The 15861-nt window shown below is 60.2% G+C and carries 11 protein-coding genes; 3 read left to right on the forward strand and 8 right to left on the reverse strand.

From position 1 onward, the window contains the following. Nucleotides 1–5: 5 nt before the first annotated feature. The 4 genes from QRN42_RS13985 to QRN42_RS14000 are packed head-to-tail and all read right to left on the reverse strand — an operon-like array spanning nt 6 to nt 8382. Entirely contained in the window at nt 6–1475 is a 1470-nt protein-coding gene (locus QRN42_RS13985) for a sensor histidine kinase (RefSeq protein WP_284979746.1), read from the reverse strand. A 32-nt stretch (nt 1476–1507) separates the two neighbouring features. Beyond that, nucleotides 1508–6364, reverse strand: a complete 4857-nt coding sequence (locus QRN42_RS13990) for an NAD-glutamate dehydrogenase (RefSeq protein ID WP_284979747.1) — start codon at nt 6362–6364, stop codon at nt 1508–1510. Nucleotides 6365–6421: 57 nt separating this feature from the next. Next, nucleotides 6422–7741, reverse strand: coding sequence for a CpaE/TadZ family protein (locus tag QRN42_RS13995; RefSeq protein WP_284979749.1), 1320 nt, complete (start codon nt 7739–7741; stop codon nt 6422–6424). Then, entirely contained in the window at nt 7738–8382 is a 645-nt protein-coding gene (locus tag QRN42_RS14000; protein ID WP_284979750.1) for an SAF domain-containing protein, read from the reverse strand. Before QRN42_RS14000 ends, QRN42_RS13995 begins: the two co-directional genes overlap by 4 nt. A gap of 153 nt (nt 8383–8535) precedes the next feature. Here QRN42_RS14000 and QRN42_RS14005 point away from each other — a divergent pair, with 153 nt between their 5' ends. Next, a complete protein-coding gene (locus QRN42_RS14005) occupies nt 8536–8757 on the forward strand; it encodes a helix-turn-helix domain-containing protein (RefSeq protein ID WP_284977147.1) in 222 nt (73 codons plus the stop codon). A gap of 16 nt (nt 8758–8773) precedes the next feature. Here the strand turns inward: QRN42_RS14005 and QRN42_RS14010 are convergent, their stop codons facing one another. Then, entirely contained in the window at nt 8774–9346 is a 573-nt protein-coding gene (locus QRN42_RS14010; protein ID WP_284979751.1) for a hypothetical protein, read from the reverse strand. A gap of 196 nt (nt 9347–9542) precedes the next feature. On the opposite strand from QRN42_RS14010, the gene QRN42_RS14015 reads away from it, so the two are divergent. Together QRN42_RS14015 and QRN42_RS14020 are read left to right on the forward strand one after the other, a co-directional pair. Then, on the forward strand, nt 9543–10259 hold the full coding sequence (locus tag QRN42_RS14015) for a LysM peptidoglycan-binding domain-containing protein (protein ID WP_284979752.1): 717 nt from the start codon (nt 9543–9545) through the stop codon (nt 10257–10259). 163 nt (nt 10260–10422) lie between these two features. Beyond that, the gene (locus QRN42_RS14020) at nt 10423–10839 is read left to right on the forward strand and encodes an Rv3235 family protein (RefSeq protein ID WP_284979753.1); all 417 of its coding nucleotides are present in this window, start codon (nt 10423–10425) and stop codon (nt 10837–10839) included. A gap of 99 nt (nt 10840–10938) precedes the next feature. On the opposite strand, the gene secA is transcribed toward QRN42_RS14020, so the two are convergent. The 3 genes from secA to hpf form a co-directional block, all read right to left on the reverse strand. Then, a complete protein-coding gene (gene secA / locus QRN42_RS14025; protein ID WP_284979754.1) occupies nt 10939–13680 on the reverse strand; it encodes a preprotein translocase subunit SecA in 2742 nt (913 codons plus the stop codon). 135 nt (nt 13681–13815) lie between these two features. Continuing rightward, nucleotides 13816–15054 carry a winged helix-turn-helix domain-containing protein gene (locus QRN42_RS14030; protein ID WP_284979755.1) on the reverse strand — a complete coding sequence of 413 codons (1239 nt, stop codon included), beginning with the start codon at nt 15052–15054 and terminating at the stop codon, nt 13816–13818. A gap of 27 nt (nt 15055–15081) precedes the next feature. Then, nucleotides 15082–15813, reverse strand: coding sequence for a ribosome hibernation-promoting factor, HPF/YfiA family (gene hpf, locus QRN42_RS14035; protein WP_284979756.1), 732 nt, complete (start codon nt 15811–15813; stop codon nt 15082–15084). Between the last annotated feature and the right edge of the window lie 48 nt (nt 15814–15861).

Below are 15861 nucleotides of genomic sequence, written 5' to 3' on the forward strand. Positions count from 1 at the left end.
CGGCGCTACGGCCGCGCCAGGTTGAGGACGATCTCCACGGCCGTTCCGCCTCCCTCGCGGTGCGACCATTTAATGGACCCACCGAGCTCACTTGTCACAAGGGTGCGGACGATTTGCAACCCCAAGCCCTCGTTGTACGGCCCGTCAGGAAGTCCCACGCCGTCGTCAGCGATGGTCACTGTCAGCAACTCGTCATTGCCCTCACCGTCGCTGCGGTCGGCCAGCAACCAGACTGTTCCCGTCCGCCCCTCCAACCCATGCTCGACGGCGTTGGTCACCAGTTCGTTGATCACGAGGGCAAGGGGTGTGGCGAAGTCGCTGGGCAACTCACCGAATTTGCCTGCTCGTTCTGTTCGCACATGCTGGGAGGGCGAGGCGACTTCGGCCGACAAGCGGAACTGCCGCCCGATCAACTCATCGAAATCGACGCTTTGGGTCAGTCCTTGGGACAAGGTTTCATGGACGAGCGCTATGGTAGCCACCCGGCGCATTGCCTGCTCCAGTCCTTGCTTGGCTTCGTCGCTGACCATCCTGCGTGACTGCATCCGCAAGAGTGCAGCCACGGTTTGGAGATTGTTCTTAACGCGGTGATGGATCTCCCTGATGGTGGCGTCCTTGGTAACCAGCTCCATTTCCCTGCGCCGTAGTTCCGAGACATCCCGGCACAGGACGAGGGCGCCGAAACGATGCTGCTCGTCCCGCAATGGAATGGCTCGCAGCGAAAGGCTGACGCCCCTGGACTCAATCTCACTTCGCCAAGGCATTCGACCAGTCACCACCAAGGGCAGGGTCTCGTCCACCATTCGCCGGTCTTTGAGTAGGCCCGCCGTAACTTCCGCGAGCGAGCGCCCTTCCAGCGACTCGACTTCGCCCAGCCGGCGGAACGCTGAAACGCCGTTCGGGCTCGCATACTGCACGACGCCCTCAGCATCGAGCCTGATCAGGCCATCACCAACACGGGGCGCTCCCCGGCGCGACCCCGTCGGGGAGGCAAAGTCCGGCCACAGCCCCAAGGTCCCCATGCGCAACAGATCATAGGCGCACTGGCGGTACGTCAGTTCGAGCCGGGAGGGCATGCGGGAACTGGACAGATCCATATGGGATGTGACGACTGCCAGGGTCCGTCCGTTGCGGACCATGGGCACCGCCTCCACCCGGAGCGCCATCTCGCTGCTCCAGTTGGTTTCGCTGGAACGCTCGATGGAGCGGCTGTTCCACGCTTTTTCCACGAGCGGCCGCAGATCGGAACGAATGCCCTCGCCCACGAAGTCCGCATGGAAGACCGTATGAGAGGTCGACGGACGAACGTGGGCGAGGGCAATGTAGCCCAGCTCCGGATGGGGAAACCATAGCGCCAGGTCCGCAAAAGCCAGATCGGACACCATCTGCCAATCGCCCACAAGGAGGTGCAGCCATTCGGCATCGCCAGGCCCGAAATCAGCGTGTTCCCTGATGGGGTCTGTAAAGATTGCCACTGCACCTCCATTTGCGGCGCCGGGAAGTGTCCCTAGCGTCGAACGATTGACCTCAAGAGCCTTAATGCTACCGACAGTGATGCCATATCATCGGCCTCGAGGGCATTCACCTCGTCAAACATTGTCTTGGCGCGGCCGAGCTGCTCCGCGTTCTGTGCCTCCCAGGCCGTCAGCCGGTCCTCTGCGTTACTCCCCGGCTCTGTCGACTCCAGCACCGACGTCGTCATGTCTGCGACCGTTGAGTAGAGGTCGTCCCGGAGTGCAGCACGGGCCAGTGCCTGCCACCGATCATCGCGCGGCAAGGAGCTGATCCGCTCCAGTAAGGAGTCTGCGTGGAAACGGTTGAAGACCGTGTAGTACACGTGTGCGATGTCTTCCACGCCACCGGTCCCGCCTTGGGCAATCCGCGCAATGTCCAGGAGTGCGTAGCTCTCGAAGAGTTCCGCCCACCTGTGCGCCAGGTGTTCGGGCAGTTCCCAACTGCGTGCCTGCTCCAGCCACGCGCTGATCCTGACCTTGTCCTCGCCCCGCAGGTACTCGAGAAGCTTTGCCCGGAGGGGCGTCATCATGGGTTTGAAGGCGTTTACCACCTCGGCAATCGGCTGGGAGGTGACGCCTTGGCCCAGCACCCAGCGGACGGCCCGGTCTAGAAGCCGCCTGATATCAAGGTGGATTTCGCTCCAGTGTTCGGTTGGGAACGACGCCGGTAGTGCATTCAGCTCAGCCACCATGGAGTCGAGCTCGTAGATTTCCCGCAGTGCTATGAACGCCTTGGCCACAGCTACTTCATTGGCTGAGGTTTCTTCGATGGCCCTGAACGCGAACGTGATTCCGCCGAGGTTGATGATGTCGTTGGCTACCACGGTGGCGATGATTTCCCGCCTCAAGGGGTGGGTGTCCAGCTCGGCGTCGAACCGTTCCCGCAGTTGCTTCGGGAAGTAGTTCCGGATAGTTTCCGCAAACCACGGATCGTCGGCGAGATTGCTGTCACGGAGGGCAGATCCCAGTTCGATCTTGGCGTAAGCGGCAAGCACCGAAAGCTCCGGGGAGGTCAGGCCCTGCCCCTGTTCCAGCCGCGCGCGAAGCGTCGCAGTAGTGGGCAGCGCTTCAAGCTCACGTTTGAGGTCAGCCGATTTTTCGAGCCAGTCCATGAGCCGTTCGTAGCTCGGGCTCCATTCCGCAACACGCGTGCGATCGTTGAGAAGCAGGATGTTTTGATCGATGTTGTCCTGCAGGACAAGGCGTCCAACCTCGTCGGTCATATCGGCCAGGAAGGAAGCCCGCTCCGACGGCTCAAGCTTGCCCGCAGCCACCATGCGGTCAATGAAGATCTTGATATTGACCTCGTGGTCCGAGCAATCCACACCGGCCGAGTTGTCAATAGCGTCGGTGTTGAGGATGACCCCCTGCAATGCCGCCTCAATGCGTCCGCGCTGGGTGAGTCCAAGGTTGCCACCTTCGCCAACCACTTTCACGCGAAGGTCGCGACCATCGACACGGATCGCATCGTTCGCTTTGTCGCCGACAACCGCATGCGTTTCGGTACTGGCCTTCACGTAAGTGCCAATACCGCCGTTGTAGAGCAAATCTGCGGGGGCAAGCAGGATCGCCCGGAGCAGCTCCGGAGGGCTGAGCTGGGTGGTCCCGTCCGGCAGTCCGAGCGCTTTCCGTACTTGGTCCGAGACTGGAATGGCTTTCGCCTGACGAGGGTAGACCCCGCCCCCTTCGCTGATAAGCGATCGGTCATAGTCGTCCCATGAGGATCGCGGCAGCTCAAAGAGCCTCTGCCTTTCAGTGAAGGACGTCGCCGCATCCGGAGCCGGATCCAGGAAGATATGGCGGTGGTCGAAAGCTGCCAAAAGCCGGATGTGCTTGGAAAGGAGCATGCCATTGCCAAAGACGTCGCCTGACATGTCGCCGACGCCTACAACCGTGAACTCTTCAGTCTGGGTATCGAGGTCCAATTCACTGAAGTGGCGCTTGACCGATTCCCAGGCACCACGAGCCGTGATTCCCATGGCCTTGTGGTCGTATCCGACCGATCCACCCGAAGCAAAAGCATCGCCTAGCCAGAACCCATATTCTGCCGCCAGCCCGTTAGCTGTGTCTGAGAACGTAGCGGTGCCCTTGTCTGCTGCCACCACGAGGTAGGAATCATCGCCGTCGTGGCGGACCACGTTCGACGGCGGTACGAGCCGTTCGCCGTCCGGCGACGCAACCAAGTTATCCGTTATATCCAGAAGACCACGGATGAAGGTCTTGTAACTCTCGATACCTTCAGCCATCCATGCCGCCCTGTCGACCGACGGGTTGGGCAACTTCTTGGCAAAGAATCCACCCTTGGCACCCGTGGGAACAATGACGGCGTTCTTTACAGTCTGCGCTTTGACCAAGCCGAGGATTTCGGTCCGGAAATCTTCACGCCGGTCCGACCAGCGGAGACCGCCCCGAGCCACCTTGCCGAAACGGAGATGGACGCCTTCGACCCGTGGGGAGTAGACCCAGATCTCGTACATCGGCCTCGGGAAGGGCAACCCGTCAATGGAGGTCGGGTCAAGTTTGAAGCTGACGTAGTCCTTGCCCTGGTAGTAGTTGGTGCGAAGCGTCGATTCAATGAGGTTGACGAAGGTCCTGAGGACACGGTCCGCGTCGAGGGTGGCCACTTGCTCGATTGACTCCGAGAGCCCTGCCCGTGCCGACGCCTGCTTCTCTTGGCGCTGGTCCTCCGCGATTGAGGGATCAAAGCGCGCAGCGAAGAGGGCGTTGAGCCCGCGCGCAACGTCCGGGTTAGCCAGAAGGGTATCTGCGATGAACCCAAAGGAGTTCGTGTTGCCCATCTGGCGCATGTATTTGGCGTACGCCCTGAGCACCACTACCTGACGCCAGTGCATAGCTTCCCGAAGCACCAGCTGATCAAACTTATCCGACTCCACCATCCCCGTAACGGCAGCACCAAAGGAATCGGCCAGCAGGTCGCCTGTGGTGAGCGGGTCGACGTCGGCCGGGTACTTCAGGCCCAGGTCGTACAGGAAGAAGTCCCGATGGTCTGCGGTTTCAATTTCGAAGGGTCGCTCATCCAACACTTCCAAACCGAGATTGTGGAAGTAGGGCAGGATTTGGCTGAGGCTTTTAGGTTCCATCAGGTACAGCTTGACGCGGGCGTCTTCTTCCAGCGCCTCACCGGCACCCGAGGGCAGGTAGACGTGAACACCGGGTTTCAGTTCCCTCGGGTTCACACCTTCCTGGACTGCCTGCGCACCATACTTTTCAAAGCGTTCTATATCTTGCAGGGCATCTTCAACTTCGTAGTCAACCCGATACCCGGCGGGGAACGCTTCGGCCCAAAGACCGGACAAAGCCTCCGCCGTTTCACTCGGAAGGTTTTCCCGCAAAACCTCCGCGATGCCTTCGCTCCAGGACCGCGAAGCACGCATCAACCGATGTTCAAGCTCCTGCACGTTCACTTCTGCCAGTTCCGCTGCACGGGGCAACCTGATTCGGAAGAACACGCGGGCCAATGCTGACTCGGTTATACGAGCTTCATAGTCGATGCTCTCCGCCTGGAACGTTTCGCGGAGCTCCTGTTCAATCCGGAGGCGGACGCTTGTGGTGTAGCGGTCACGCGGCAGGTAGACGACGGCGGACATAAAGCGTCCGTAGATATCCGGCCGGAGGAACAGTTTGGTGCGGCGACGCTCCTGCAAGCGCTGAATTCCAGTCGCGGTTGCTGCCAGATCCGGAATCTCGATTTGGAACAGCTCGTCGCGCGGATACGTCTCCAGAATGCCGAGCAGGTCCTTTCCTGAATGCGAATCGATAGGGAATCCGGCGTTGCGGAGGACAGCATCTACTTTGTCCCGGACGATCGGTATGCTTCGGACTGAACCGGTATAGGCGCTCGTGGCGAACAAGCCAATGAAACGGCGTTCCCCGTTCACGTTGCCCAAGGCGTCGAAGCTCTTGACACCTATGTAGTCCAAATAGGCCGGCCGGTGAACGGTGGATCGAGAGTTCGCTTTTGTGATGACCAAAGCGCGCTTTTCACGAGCACGTTTGCGACCCGCGTCCGTGAGGTGCTGGATCTGGCGGGTGTCGTCGCCGGTTCGAAGCAACCCAAGGCCGCTGTCCTCACGGAGCTCCAAGACGTCCTCGCCGTCGACATCAACGAGGTCGTATTCCCGGTATCCCAGAAAGGTGAAGTTGCCTTTGTCCAGCCAGCGCAGAAGATCCTGCGCCTGGCGGAGCTCGGCAATCTGCTCTGGGTGGGATACCTTGTCCAGTGCTTCAGCGAGCTCAAGCGCCTTGCTGCGCATCTTGGGCCAATCCTCGACGGCGGTACGCACATCGCCCAGGACGCGCTGGAGACCGTCGATCAATTCCGCACGGGCCTCATCGCTCACCCGATCAATCTCGACCGAAATCCATGACTCCATGTGCGGAGCGTTCGTCGAGTCGCCGAGAAGATGCGCGATGCTGGGAAGTGCCGCAGTATCACCACTGGAAATTCCCACGTTTGACGGGACCCTGGAGATAGTGCCGAGTTCCCCGGAAGCCTGGTCCCGGCTGACTACGAACAAGGGGTGCATCACTAATCGGATGGCACAGCCTTGACGGACTAGCTCGGCGTTGACGGAATCCACCAAGAACGGCATGTCGTCGGTGACGATGTACACCACGCTACGGTCCGCTTCGCTGTCGATCTGCACAAGCGCGTGACCGGGACGGCGGGACTGCGCAACCTGCCGGTGATGTGTCGCCCGTGATATCAGCTGCTCGGGCGAGTATCCGCGGGAGTCCTCCTCTGCGAGATGCTCATAATAGTCACCGAAGAACCCTTCACGGACAACTGCTGCATCGGACCGATCCTCCACGCTGGATCCTGACGACATCGACAAACGCCTCCATCACAAGTTGATTGCTGCGACTCTGCAGCCCACAATCCGAGCCTAGCGCTTTAGGGACCTCCGAGCTCTGGTGTACCGGCCAAAGGATTTGGCTTTTCGCTGGTCGGACGCACATACGAGTTGAGCGATGCTGTGACGCAGGGCTGAGTCCGGCGCCGTCTCCAGAAGCACAGAACCTCGGAGCAGAGCTTCCTGGCAAACTGCGATGTCAAAGGGAAGGAACGCATCTATTGCGACATCGGGGCCGTACCGCGACCAGGCATCCCGCAACTGCTCCTTGGGCGCACGCCCGACGGAGTGCGCGCTGGTTTTATTCAGGACGACTCTCGGGGAGGCCTGCGGAACGGCTGTCCGGAGCTCGGCGAGCCCTCTGACGAGTCTGGGAATGCCAATGGAATCGGCTGCACCCACGGCGAAAACGACGTCGGCAAGCTCCAGGCTTCGAAGAGTTGCGGCGTTCCGCCGTGGCGCCATGGTGTCGAAGCTCAGTTCTTCGTCGGATTCCAAGCAAAACCCCGTATCCACTACGACGATCTCCGCCAACTGACGAGCTCGCTGTAGGACGACCGAGAGGGCCCCGGCCCGCAGTTCAGTCCACCGGTCAGCGCGCGTGGTCCCTGTTAGTACCCTGAGATTGCCGGCGCGCATATGGACCTCCGATGCGGTGGCCTTCAGGGCATCTACGTCAAGGAGGCCCTGGTCTGCCAGCCGGCAGGCCTGGGCGATGCCGGCAGATTCATCCAATAGCCCCAGTACTGACGACACACTGGCACTGTAGCTGTCAGCGTCAATGAGGACTACCGACTTACCCTCCGCCGCCAATTCCGCTGCAATATTAACCGCGACCGTAGTCCTTCCCGGTGCGCCTGCCGGTCCCCACACGGCAATGATTCGGCCTGATTCGTCCGGCCGGTCCTCGGCAGCACCTGTAGATTCGATGGCGGACCGCAACGGCAAGGCCGCAGCAGGGTCCGCGAATCCGACGTCCCGATGCGCCGCCCCTCGCCCCGACCCGTCGACCCGATCTACGGCGTCGGCGATCTTTTCCGCCAACGCCTCGGGCTCGATACCCGGGGTAGCCGGCACGGCGCCAATCGACTGGAGGCGGCCGGCCTCCTGGGGATCGTCTGTGAGGGCAACCACGCAAACACCTACAGCGCCTAGCCTGTCAACAAGCGTGACGGTCAGCTCCTCCGACCCCTCCGCTACGACCGCCGCCAACGCGAGTCCGCTTTGGCATGCAGCCATGAGCTCGGCAAGCTCTGAGCAGCGACGAACCACGGTCACCGGGCCATGTAACCGTTCAAGTGCCCCGACAACATCGATGTGGGGCGGGCCCACCGTTATGACCGGAATACTCATCGGACGGAACCTGACGGATTCCAGACCACCGACACCTTGGCCTTGTTCGCCTGCGCCCCGAGGAGCTTTGGCATCTGTTCGTCAGTCACCAGGACCAGGACCACCGTCGACTTCGACCCACCAAGGGAGGCAGAAGCGGAGGTCACCTGCGCTATCTCAGCCCCCGGAAGCAACAATTCAGGCTCGTCGAACGCGCTCTTCACACCCGGCATCGCGACCCAGACGTCCACCCGAGCCCCGGGCACTGCCTGTGAAGGAAGCGTTTCCTCTATGGTGATAGCGACTGGCTTACGGTCCAATGCGTCGGGTTGCCCAAGGCTCGCCCTGGGGAGAAGCTGATTCTTGGCGATCCTTTGCAGGGCGACCTTCCCGGAAGCCAACCCATCCTCAACGCTGACGTAGCTGGATGCGACATCGTTGAGGCGAACCTTGGCTACGCTCAGGTCAGCCTCGGTGATGACTTGGCCGACGGAAATGTCTTCCCGCGCGATGTACACCTGCGCGGTTTGGTCAGCGGCCCCCACTAGGGCAATCACACCAGCCAAGGCCAATAGGACAAGAAGGATGCCCATCAGAAGGCGTGGGTCCTTCCACGATGGCCTCTTCAGCCTGCTGGCTACGACGGGTGAGTTTGAAACCATTTATTTCTTCCCCCAAAGAATGACGACTCGTCCAGTGGACCTGCCCCATCAGTTTCATTGAGGGTCCCGGTCTCTTCAAACCGAACGACTACAAAAGCGGTAAAACTGTGGATAAGTGCATCAAACGGCCTTTTTGGGTGGCAAAATAGAGCCATGCCCCGATTTTTGACTCTGGCGGACGTCGCCGAACAACTCCAAATTAACTCACCCCAGGCATACGCCCTCGTTCGAAGCGGCGAACTGAAAGCCATTCAGGTAGGAGGGCGCGGCCAATGGCGCATTGAGGAAAAGATGCTCGAGCAGTACATCGAAGACCGGTATGCAGAAGCCAACCGCGCAATTCAGGAGGCCAAGACCAAGACCGCCAAGGGCTAAGCCGCGATCGGTCGGCCTAAAACTGCTGATTACCTCGGGAAGAGATGGCGGAGAGCGCTCCAAAAGGGACTGTGGCAAGGGAGATCACCCTACCGGAGCGCCGTGCGTCTCCGCCGGGATAGGCAGCAACATCGAAATGGTCTTGGCCAACCCTGTCGATGACACCGTGGATTTGTTGGCCAGCGCTTCCGGCCACAGCCAGGTGAATAGTGAGGTCCGTTCGGTTCTGTGCCAAGACTCTGAGTGCGCTTCCTATCCCCAGCGGCTGAACGAAGCGCGCTTGTGGCTTACGCGCGAGACGCCCCAGCCCGCGGTAGGAACTGACCGCCGTCGTCGGCACGAGCCACTGGCGGGTGCCCTCGGTCAGCACCAGCCAACCACTTCCAACGTGCCCTAATCGCCCTGCGATAACGCCGCCGTCGTTCAAGGCGACCGTTACCTCCGAGAGGACCGCGCCGCGCAGGCGGTCGGCCAGTTCAATTCCGGCGGCCTCCACCCTCGCTCGGTCAGTAATCTCTTCCTCGATGGCCAGTGCACGGTCAGCCCACATCTGTGATTCCAGATCCGCAAAGAGAGAGTCCCATCTCATGAAGCCAGACTAGGTGCAAGGATGGAGGTGCGCCAGCCTTTGCACCCAGCACGCGTAAGGATTGGACAAACTACCTCGGGTGTGGTCAGAATGATCTCAATTGCAGTAAAGTGCATCAAAATTCATCAAATGTAAGCTTGGGGGCTTCGGGATGGCGCGTAAGAGAAAAACCGATGTAGCACTTACGCTGTCCATCTTGGCCCTGGCAATACTCTTGATCCTTGTCGGACAAGTCCTCCTCGGTCAATTGCTCAGCACCGTCAGCCATAAGCAGCAACTGGATTTCTCCAGGGCGCTTGGTTTTGCAGCGTACGGTGCCGGCACCGCGATCATGGCTTGGTGGATCATTTCCTTGTCGCTGGCACTGGTGTCCTCAGCTTTACAACGGGCAGGACGACTCAACGGCGCGTCCGTGGTGGCCAAATTCAGCCCGAACTTCATGCTGAGACTCACGGTCGCCCTTATGAGCCTTGACCTCCTCGGAGGTGGGGCGGCTCACGCATCCTCCGCCCCACCAAATCCCGGATGGCAGGCGGGCCATTCGAACCCGGTCCAGTCCCCTGCCCTGCCGTGGGCCACGGGCCCGTACGAACAGCTGGCAGACACAGCAACCGTGGATTCTGCCAGCGACGCTCATGACCCACGCTGGAAACCTCAAGCACCCTTGGTTGACCCTGGTCTTTTAGGCAAACAGGCCTCTCGGTCCGGAGCCCCGACGGACGACCTTGAGGTGATCGTCAAGGCCGGCGACTCCCTTTGGTCGATCGTCGCTGCGAGGCTTGGACCCATGGCCTCGGATGTGGACATCGCCCGGGCCTGGCCCAGATGGTACGCGGCCAACCGCACCACCATCGGCGACAACCCGGCGGTGCTGCTGCCAGGCCAAGTACTTCGGCCGCCCGCATACGGTTGACCGTTTAGCAAGGCGCCAACAGCGTCGCTATCTTCCGACTCACCGGACCAAGCCCGCTCAGGGGCCAGGTCCAATCCCCGAAAACAATCCCAGAGTCATTCCCAGCAGAAGCCACCGAGCTAGGCGAACCCCCGCGTCCGGCTCAAGTTGTGATTCCAGAGGTATGACCGTGACCACAGCAACTGCTAACCGTTCGCGAATAAAACGTACAGCCGCCGTTTCCGGCTCCCCGGGGCAAGACATCGACGTCCGCTTGGTGGCCCGAACCATTGCGCAGGCAGCCATGGAGGTTCTGGCCGGAACGCGGCCCGTGCAACAACTGTCGCGATCACTTGACCCGAATACGTACTTGTCGCTCCAACATCGTGCCGCCCTTACACGTGAGCACATGAAACTCAATCGCGGGCGCAATACCCTGCATGCAAGCCCCACCGTCCGTTCCGTGCGAGCATGCAATATATCTGAACTTATCTGTGAAGCCAGCATCGTGGTAGCAGAAGAGCAACGGACCCGCGCCGTCGCCATGCGACTGGAACGCATGGACGGTACGTGGCGGGTCACCGCCCTGGAGATAGGCTGACCGCTAGCCGCCAAACGGAACAACCCCGGACAAATTGTCCGGGGTTGTTCCGTCGTGCGCCTATAGGGTCGGGCGCATATAGGGAAGTACTTGACCTACTTAGCGCCGCTTCCTTTTTGCAGGTTTCCGCTGCTCCTGGCTCGCTGCCTTCGCAGGGTTCCCTGAGCGGCCGGACGAACGGCTCTCAATGCGTGTCTGCGTTCCGCCGTCCTCCGCTGGTGCGGTGTACTGCAACTGGGCGGGCTTTTCGGGCGCCTGCAAGCCTGCGGCCTTGATCTGCGGATCGTGATGTTCGGTGTGTCCACCGGCCGCCGAGCTGGCAGCTACCACCACATCTTCGGCGGGAGTGACCTCGACTTCGAGGTTGTAGAGGAACCCGATGCTCTCCTCGCGGATCGCTTCCATCATGCTCTGGAACATCACGAAACCTTCTCGCTGGTATTCAACCAACGGGTCACGCTGGGCCATGGCCCGGAGGCCAATTCCCTCTTTCAGGTAGTCCATCTCATACAGGTGTTCCTGCCACTTGCGCCCAATCACGGACAAGACGACGCGTCGCTCCAGCTCGCGCATGCTTTCGGAACCGATGGCTTCTTCCCTGGCCTGGTAAACAAGCCTCGCGTCAGACAGGATCTCATCCTTCAGGAACTCGGCGGTGACATTCGCCTTGCCCCCGGCCTCCTCGACGATGTCCTGCGCAGTGACGGTCGCAGGGTACAGCGTCTTCAAAGTGGACCACAGCTGGTTGAAGTCCCAGTCGTCGCCATTGCCTTCGGCCGTCGCGGCATCAATGAGCGCATTGATGGTGTCTTCAAGGAAGAATTGAACCTTTTCGTGCAGGTCATCCCCTTCAAGAATCCGACGCCTGTCTCCGTAGATCGCCTCGCGCTGGCGGTTAAGAACGTCATCGTACTTCAGAACGTTCTTGCGCTGCTCAGCGTTGCGGCTCTCCACCTGGCCCTGGGCCGAGGCAATCGCCCGGGAAACCAGCTTGGACTCCAGAGCGACGTCGTCCGGCACGGAGCTGTTCATGAGGCGTTCAGCAGCACCGGAGTTGAACAACCGCATGAGGTCATCGGTCAGAGAGAGGTAGAACCGGGATTCTCCTGGGTCACCCTGACGCCCGGAACGTCCCCGCAACTGGTTATCGATGCGACGCGACTCGTGGCGCTCCGTACCGAGGACGTAGAGTCCGCCAAGGTCCAGCACTTCCTCGTGCTCGTCCTTGACAGCCTGTTTCGCAGCAGAGAGGGCCTCAGGCCATGCGGCCTCGTACTCCTCGGAGTTTTCCTCCGGATCCAAACCACGCTTGGCCAGCTCAGCGATGGCCGTGAACTCAGCGTTGCCGCCCAACATGATGTCCGTGCCGCGGCCAGCCATGTTGGTTGCCACCGTGACTGCACCTTTACGTCCCGCCTGGGCGACGATGGATGCTTCACGCGCGTGGTTCTTCGCGTTCAAAACCTCGTGTCGGATGCCTTCCTTGGACAGCAGCTTGGAAAGATACTCGCTCTTCTCCACGCTGGTAGTGCCCACAAGAACGGGCTGGCCTTTTTCGTGTCGCTCGGCGATGTCCTTCACCACGGCGTCGAACTTAACCACTTCGTTCTTGAAAACAAGGTCCGATTGATCGATTCGCTGCATATCGCGGTTGGTGGGTATGGCAACAACACCGAGCTTGTAGGTGCTCATGAACTCTGCGGCTTCTGTTTCCGCCGTACCGGTCATGCCGGCAAGCTTGGAGTACATGCGGAAGTAGTTCTGCAGGGTCACCGTGGCAAGCGTCTGGTTTTCGGCCTTGATCTCGACGTTTTCTTTAGCCTCAATGGCTTGGTGCATGCCTTCGTTGTAGCGCCGTCCGGCGAGAATTCGGCCTGTGTGTTCGTCGACAATCAGCACCTCACCGTCAAGGATGACGTAGTCCTTGTCGCGCTTGAACAGTTCCTTGGCCTTGATGGCGTTGTTGAGGAAGCCAATGAGGGGAGTATTTGCGGATTCATAAAGGTTTTGGATACCAAGGTAGTCCTCGACCTTCTCGATGCCCGCCTCCAATACACCGACCGTGCGCTTCTTCTCGTCAACTTCGTAGTCAACCTCGGGCTTGAGACGAAGGACCACCTTGGCAAACTCGCTGAACCAGCGGTTGGTGTCACCTTGCGCAGGCCCGGAAATGATCAATGGGGTTCGGGCTTCATCGATGAGGATGGAGTCCACCTCATCCACGATGGCAAAGTTGTGGCCCCGCTGTACAAGCTCACTGGCATCCCATGCCATGTTGTCGCGGAGATAGTCGAACCCGAATTCGTTGTTCGTACCGTAAGTGATGTCCGCTGCATACTGCTCACGGCGCAACGCCGGGTCTTGGTTGGACAAGATGCAACCGCTGGTCAGGCCCAAGAAGCGGTAAACACGGCCCATGAGCTCGGACTGGTACTCGGCCAAGTAGTCGTTCACCGTGACAACGTGGACGCCCTTGCCGGTGAGGGCATTAAGGTAAGCCGGGGCAGTTGCTACGAGGGTCTTGCCTTCACCGGTCTTCATCTCGGCGATGTTGCCCAGGTGAAGCGCTGCGCCACCCATGAGCTGGACGTCAAAATGCCGCAGGCCCAACGTGCGGGCAGAGGCCTCGCGCACCGTTGCGAAAGCTTCAGGTAGAAGCGCTTCCAAAGTTTCGCCGTCTTGGTGACGGGCGCGGAGGCGGTCCGTTTCCTCGCGCAGTTCGGCGTCCGTGAACGACTTGAAAGACTCTTCCAGGGCATTGATGGAATCGGCATAGTTCCGCAGTTGCTTGAGTGTTTTTTTGTCACCCGTGCGGAGAAGTTTTTCGATTATTGATGCCACGTGAAATTGCTCCCAGTCTCATGCTGCCGAATTCTGGCTGTTTCAGTCTACGGGAGAGACCACCACCACGTTGCCGGGTTTCCCTCTGAGCGGACTGAGGAACGGCACGTCCTCCTGACACCGATGCAGGAAGCCTCACACAACGTATGCGTCTTGGCGGGCTACCGCTTCTGACAGCGACGGCGCGAGGTCGCCCACCGGCCAAACCACGACGTCGGACAACCCCAACCACCGCGCCATCAACGTCAGTTCGGCTGCAAGTTCGACGGCGGTGTCCCCCGGCGCGCCCTGCTCAGCGAACGCGGAGCGAACCAAGAGGCGACCTTCGGACCTCTCGGCTTTCAGGTCCACCCGGGCGACGATGTTTTCCCCGAGAAGGAAGGGCAATACGTAGTAACCGAACCTGCGTTTGGCTGAAGGAGTATAGATTTCGAGCCGGTAATGGAAGCCGAACAACTCCTCAAGCCGCCGCCGTTCAAAAACCAGGGAATCGAAGGGGCTCAATAATGCCCTTCCTGTGGCCTTCCGCGGCCTTGCCGCTTCCACATGCATGTATGTTTCCCGGTTCCAGCCATTGACCGGCGTTGGTATCAGTCGACCGGCCTGCACTAAACGTTGCACCGATTCAGATCCGGCCTTGAGCGGGGTCCGGAAGTAGTCGGAGAAGCATCGAACGGTTCCGATGCCGTGGGCCCTCGCCGCTGCCTCCATCAGCCGATCGAGTGAAGCGTCCCGGTCCAAGACGGCGTTCCCGCCGGCGAAATCCGAAAGCGCCTCCGGAACAACTCTTGACGTCAGCGTATATTTTCGTTCGAATTGCGGTGTCCGCGAGGCCGCAGAGACGCGCCCCTCTTCGAAGAGGTGCTCCAAGACGCGCTTGACGATGTTCCAGTTCCAGCCCCAATTGACGCGCTCCGCTTCCGGCACGTGCCCCAGTTTTTGAGTGAGCTCGGAGGCAGTCATAGGGCTTTCCACGGCGAGTACCGCCAAGATACGCTCCTCAAGGTCCCGTCGGAGTGCGGGTTCCAAGTGATGGGCCCCCACCCACGATCGATTCTGCCATACGAGCAGGTCGGGAAAATGTTCCGGCCGAATGAAACTCGCCTCGTGCGCCCAGTACTCCATCATCCTGCGGGGCTTCCGGCTGGCCATGGTCTGGAGAATCCCGGCATCGTACTCCCCCAACCGGGAGAAAAAGGGCAGGTAATGGCTCCTCGCCAGTACGTTCACGGAATCGATCTGGACGAGGTGGAGTTGGGCAAAGGTTCGGCCCACTGCCCGTGCGGTTGCGGGGCCAGTAGGCCGAACTCTTGCTAATCCCTGGGCTGCCAAGGCTATCCGCCGAGCCTGGGACAGGCTCACCGGTGTGCCCATTGAAGCCCTTTCGTGTGTGCGGTTGCCTTATTTTGCGGTTGCGGCTTGGTCGTCGGATCGGTAAGCGTGAATCTTTTCCTCGACCGCTTCCTCACCGGGCTCGCAGGTGGAGTCAAGCGTAATCACGCCGTAGGTCCAGCCACTGCGCCTGTAGACCACAGAGGGTGCGTTCGTTTCCTTATCCATGAACAGATAGAAATTGTGGCCGACGAGTTCCATGTTGTCTACGGCGTCGTCAAGCGTCAGGGATGCTGCGGGAAACACTTTGCGACGGATAAGGACCGGCGAGTCGCCCGCTGGAATGTCGTTCTCGATCTCATAGGGGGAACGCTCATCGGGTTCGGAAGAGGACCCCTCCTGGTGGTTGCTGGCCTCGACGTAAATCGGCTCGGTGGTGCTGGCGGGCTCGAGCGTTGCGGTGGCCTCACGCACTGCCTTGGGTGTGTGGCGTCCATGATGTACTTTCTTCCGATCCTTGGCGCGACGAAGTCTTTCCAGAAGCTTGTTGTACGCGAGATCGAAAGCAGCGAACTTGTCGTCGGCGGTTGCCTCAGCACGGATAACGGGGCCCCGGCCCAGGACGGTCACTTCCACGGTGAGCTGGCCCGGCGCCTGCCGGGGATTGGTTTCCTTGGAAACCTTCGCGTCAACTCGCTGGACCTTGTCCCCGAGCGATTCAATCTTCGAGATCTTCTCGCCGGCATATTCCCGAAAGCGGTCAGAAACTGTCAGATTTCGTCCGCTGATCATGAAATCCATAGTGCCCTCCAAATAACTCAGGTGACACGACAACGACTCTGTTGGGGG

Source organism: Arthrobacter sp. fls2-241-R2A-200 (genome assembly GCF_030209745.1).
In the GTDB taxonomy this organism is placed as follows: domain Bacteria; phylum Actinomycetota; class Actinomycetes; order Actinomycetales; family Micrococcaceae; genus Arthrobacter.

What these genes read in the sequence shown, in the direction of transcription:
- QRN42_RS14005 (WP_284977147.1), top strand. Translation starts at nt 8,536, where the DNA reads ATGCCCCGATTTTTGACTCTGGCGGACGTCGCCGAACAACTCCAAATT.
- QRN42_RS14020 (WP_284979753.1), top strand. Translation starts at nt 10,423, where the DNA reads ATGACCGTGACCACAGCAACTGCTAACCGTTCGCGAATAAAACGTACA.
- QRN42_RS14010 (WP_284979751.1), bottom strand. Translation starts at nt 9,346, where the DNA reads ATGAGATGGGACTCTCTCTTTGCGGATCTGGAATCACAGATGTGGGCT.
- QRN42_RS14030 (WP_284979755.1), bottom strand. Translation starts at nt 15,054, where the DNA reads ATGGGCACACCGGTGAGCCTGTCCCAGGCTCGGCGGATAGCCTTGGCA.
- QRN42_RS13995 (WP_284979749.1), bottom strand. Translation starts at nt 7,741, where the DNA reads ATGAGTATTCCGGTCATAACGGTGGGCCCGCCCCACATCGATGTTGTC.
- QRN42_RS13990 (WP_284979747.1), bottom strand. Translation starts at nt 6,364, where the DNA reads ATGTCGTCAGGATCCAGCGTGGAGGATCGGTCCGATGCAGCAGTTGTC.
- QRN42_RS14000 (WP_284979750.1), bottom strand. Translation starts at nt 8,382, where the DNA reads ATGGTTTCAAACTCACCCGTCGTAGCCAGCAGGCTGAAGAGGCCATCG.
- hpf (WP_284979756.1), bottom strand. Translation starts at nt 15,813, where the DNA reads ATGGATTTCATGATCAGCGGACGAAATCTGACAGTTTCTGACCGCTTT.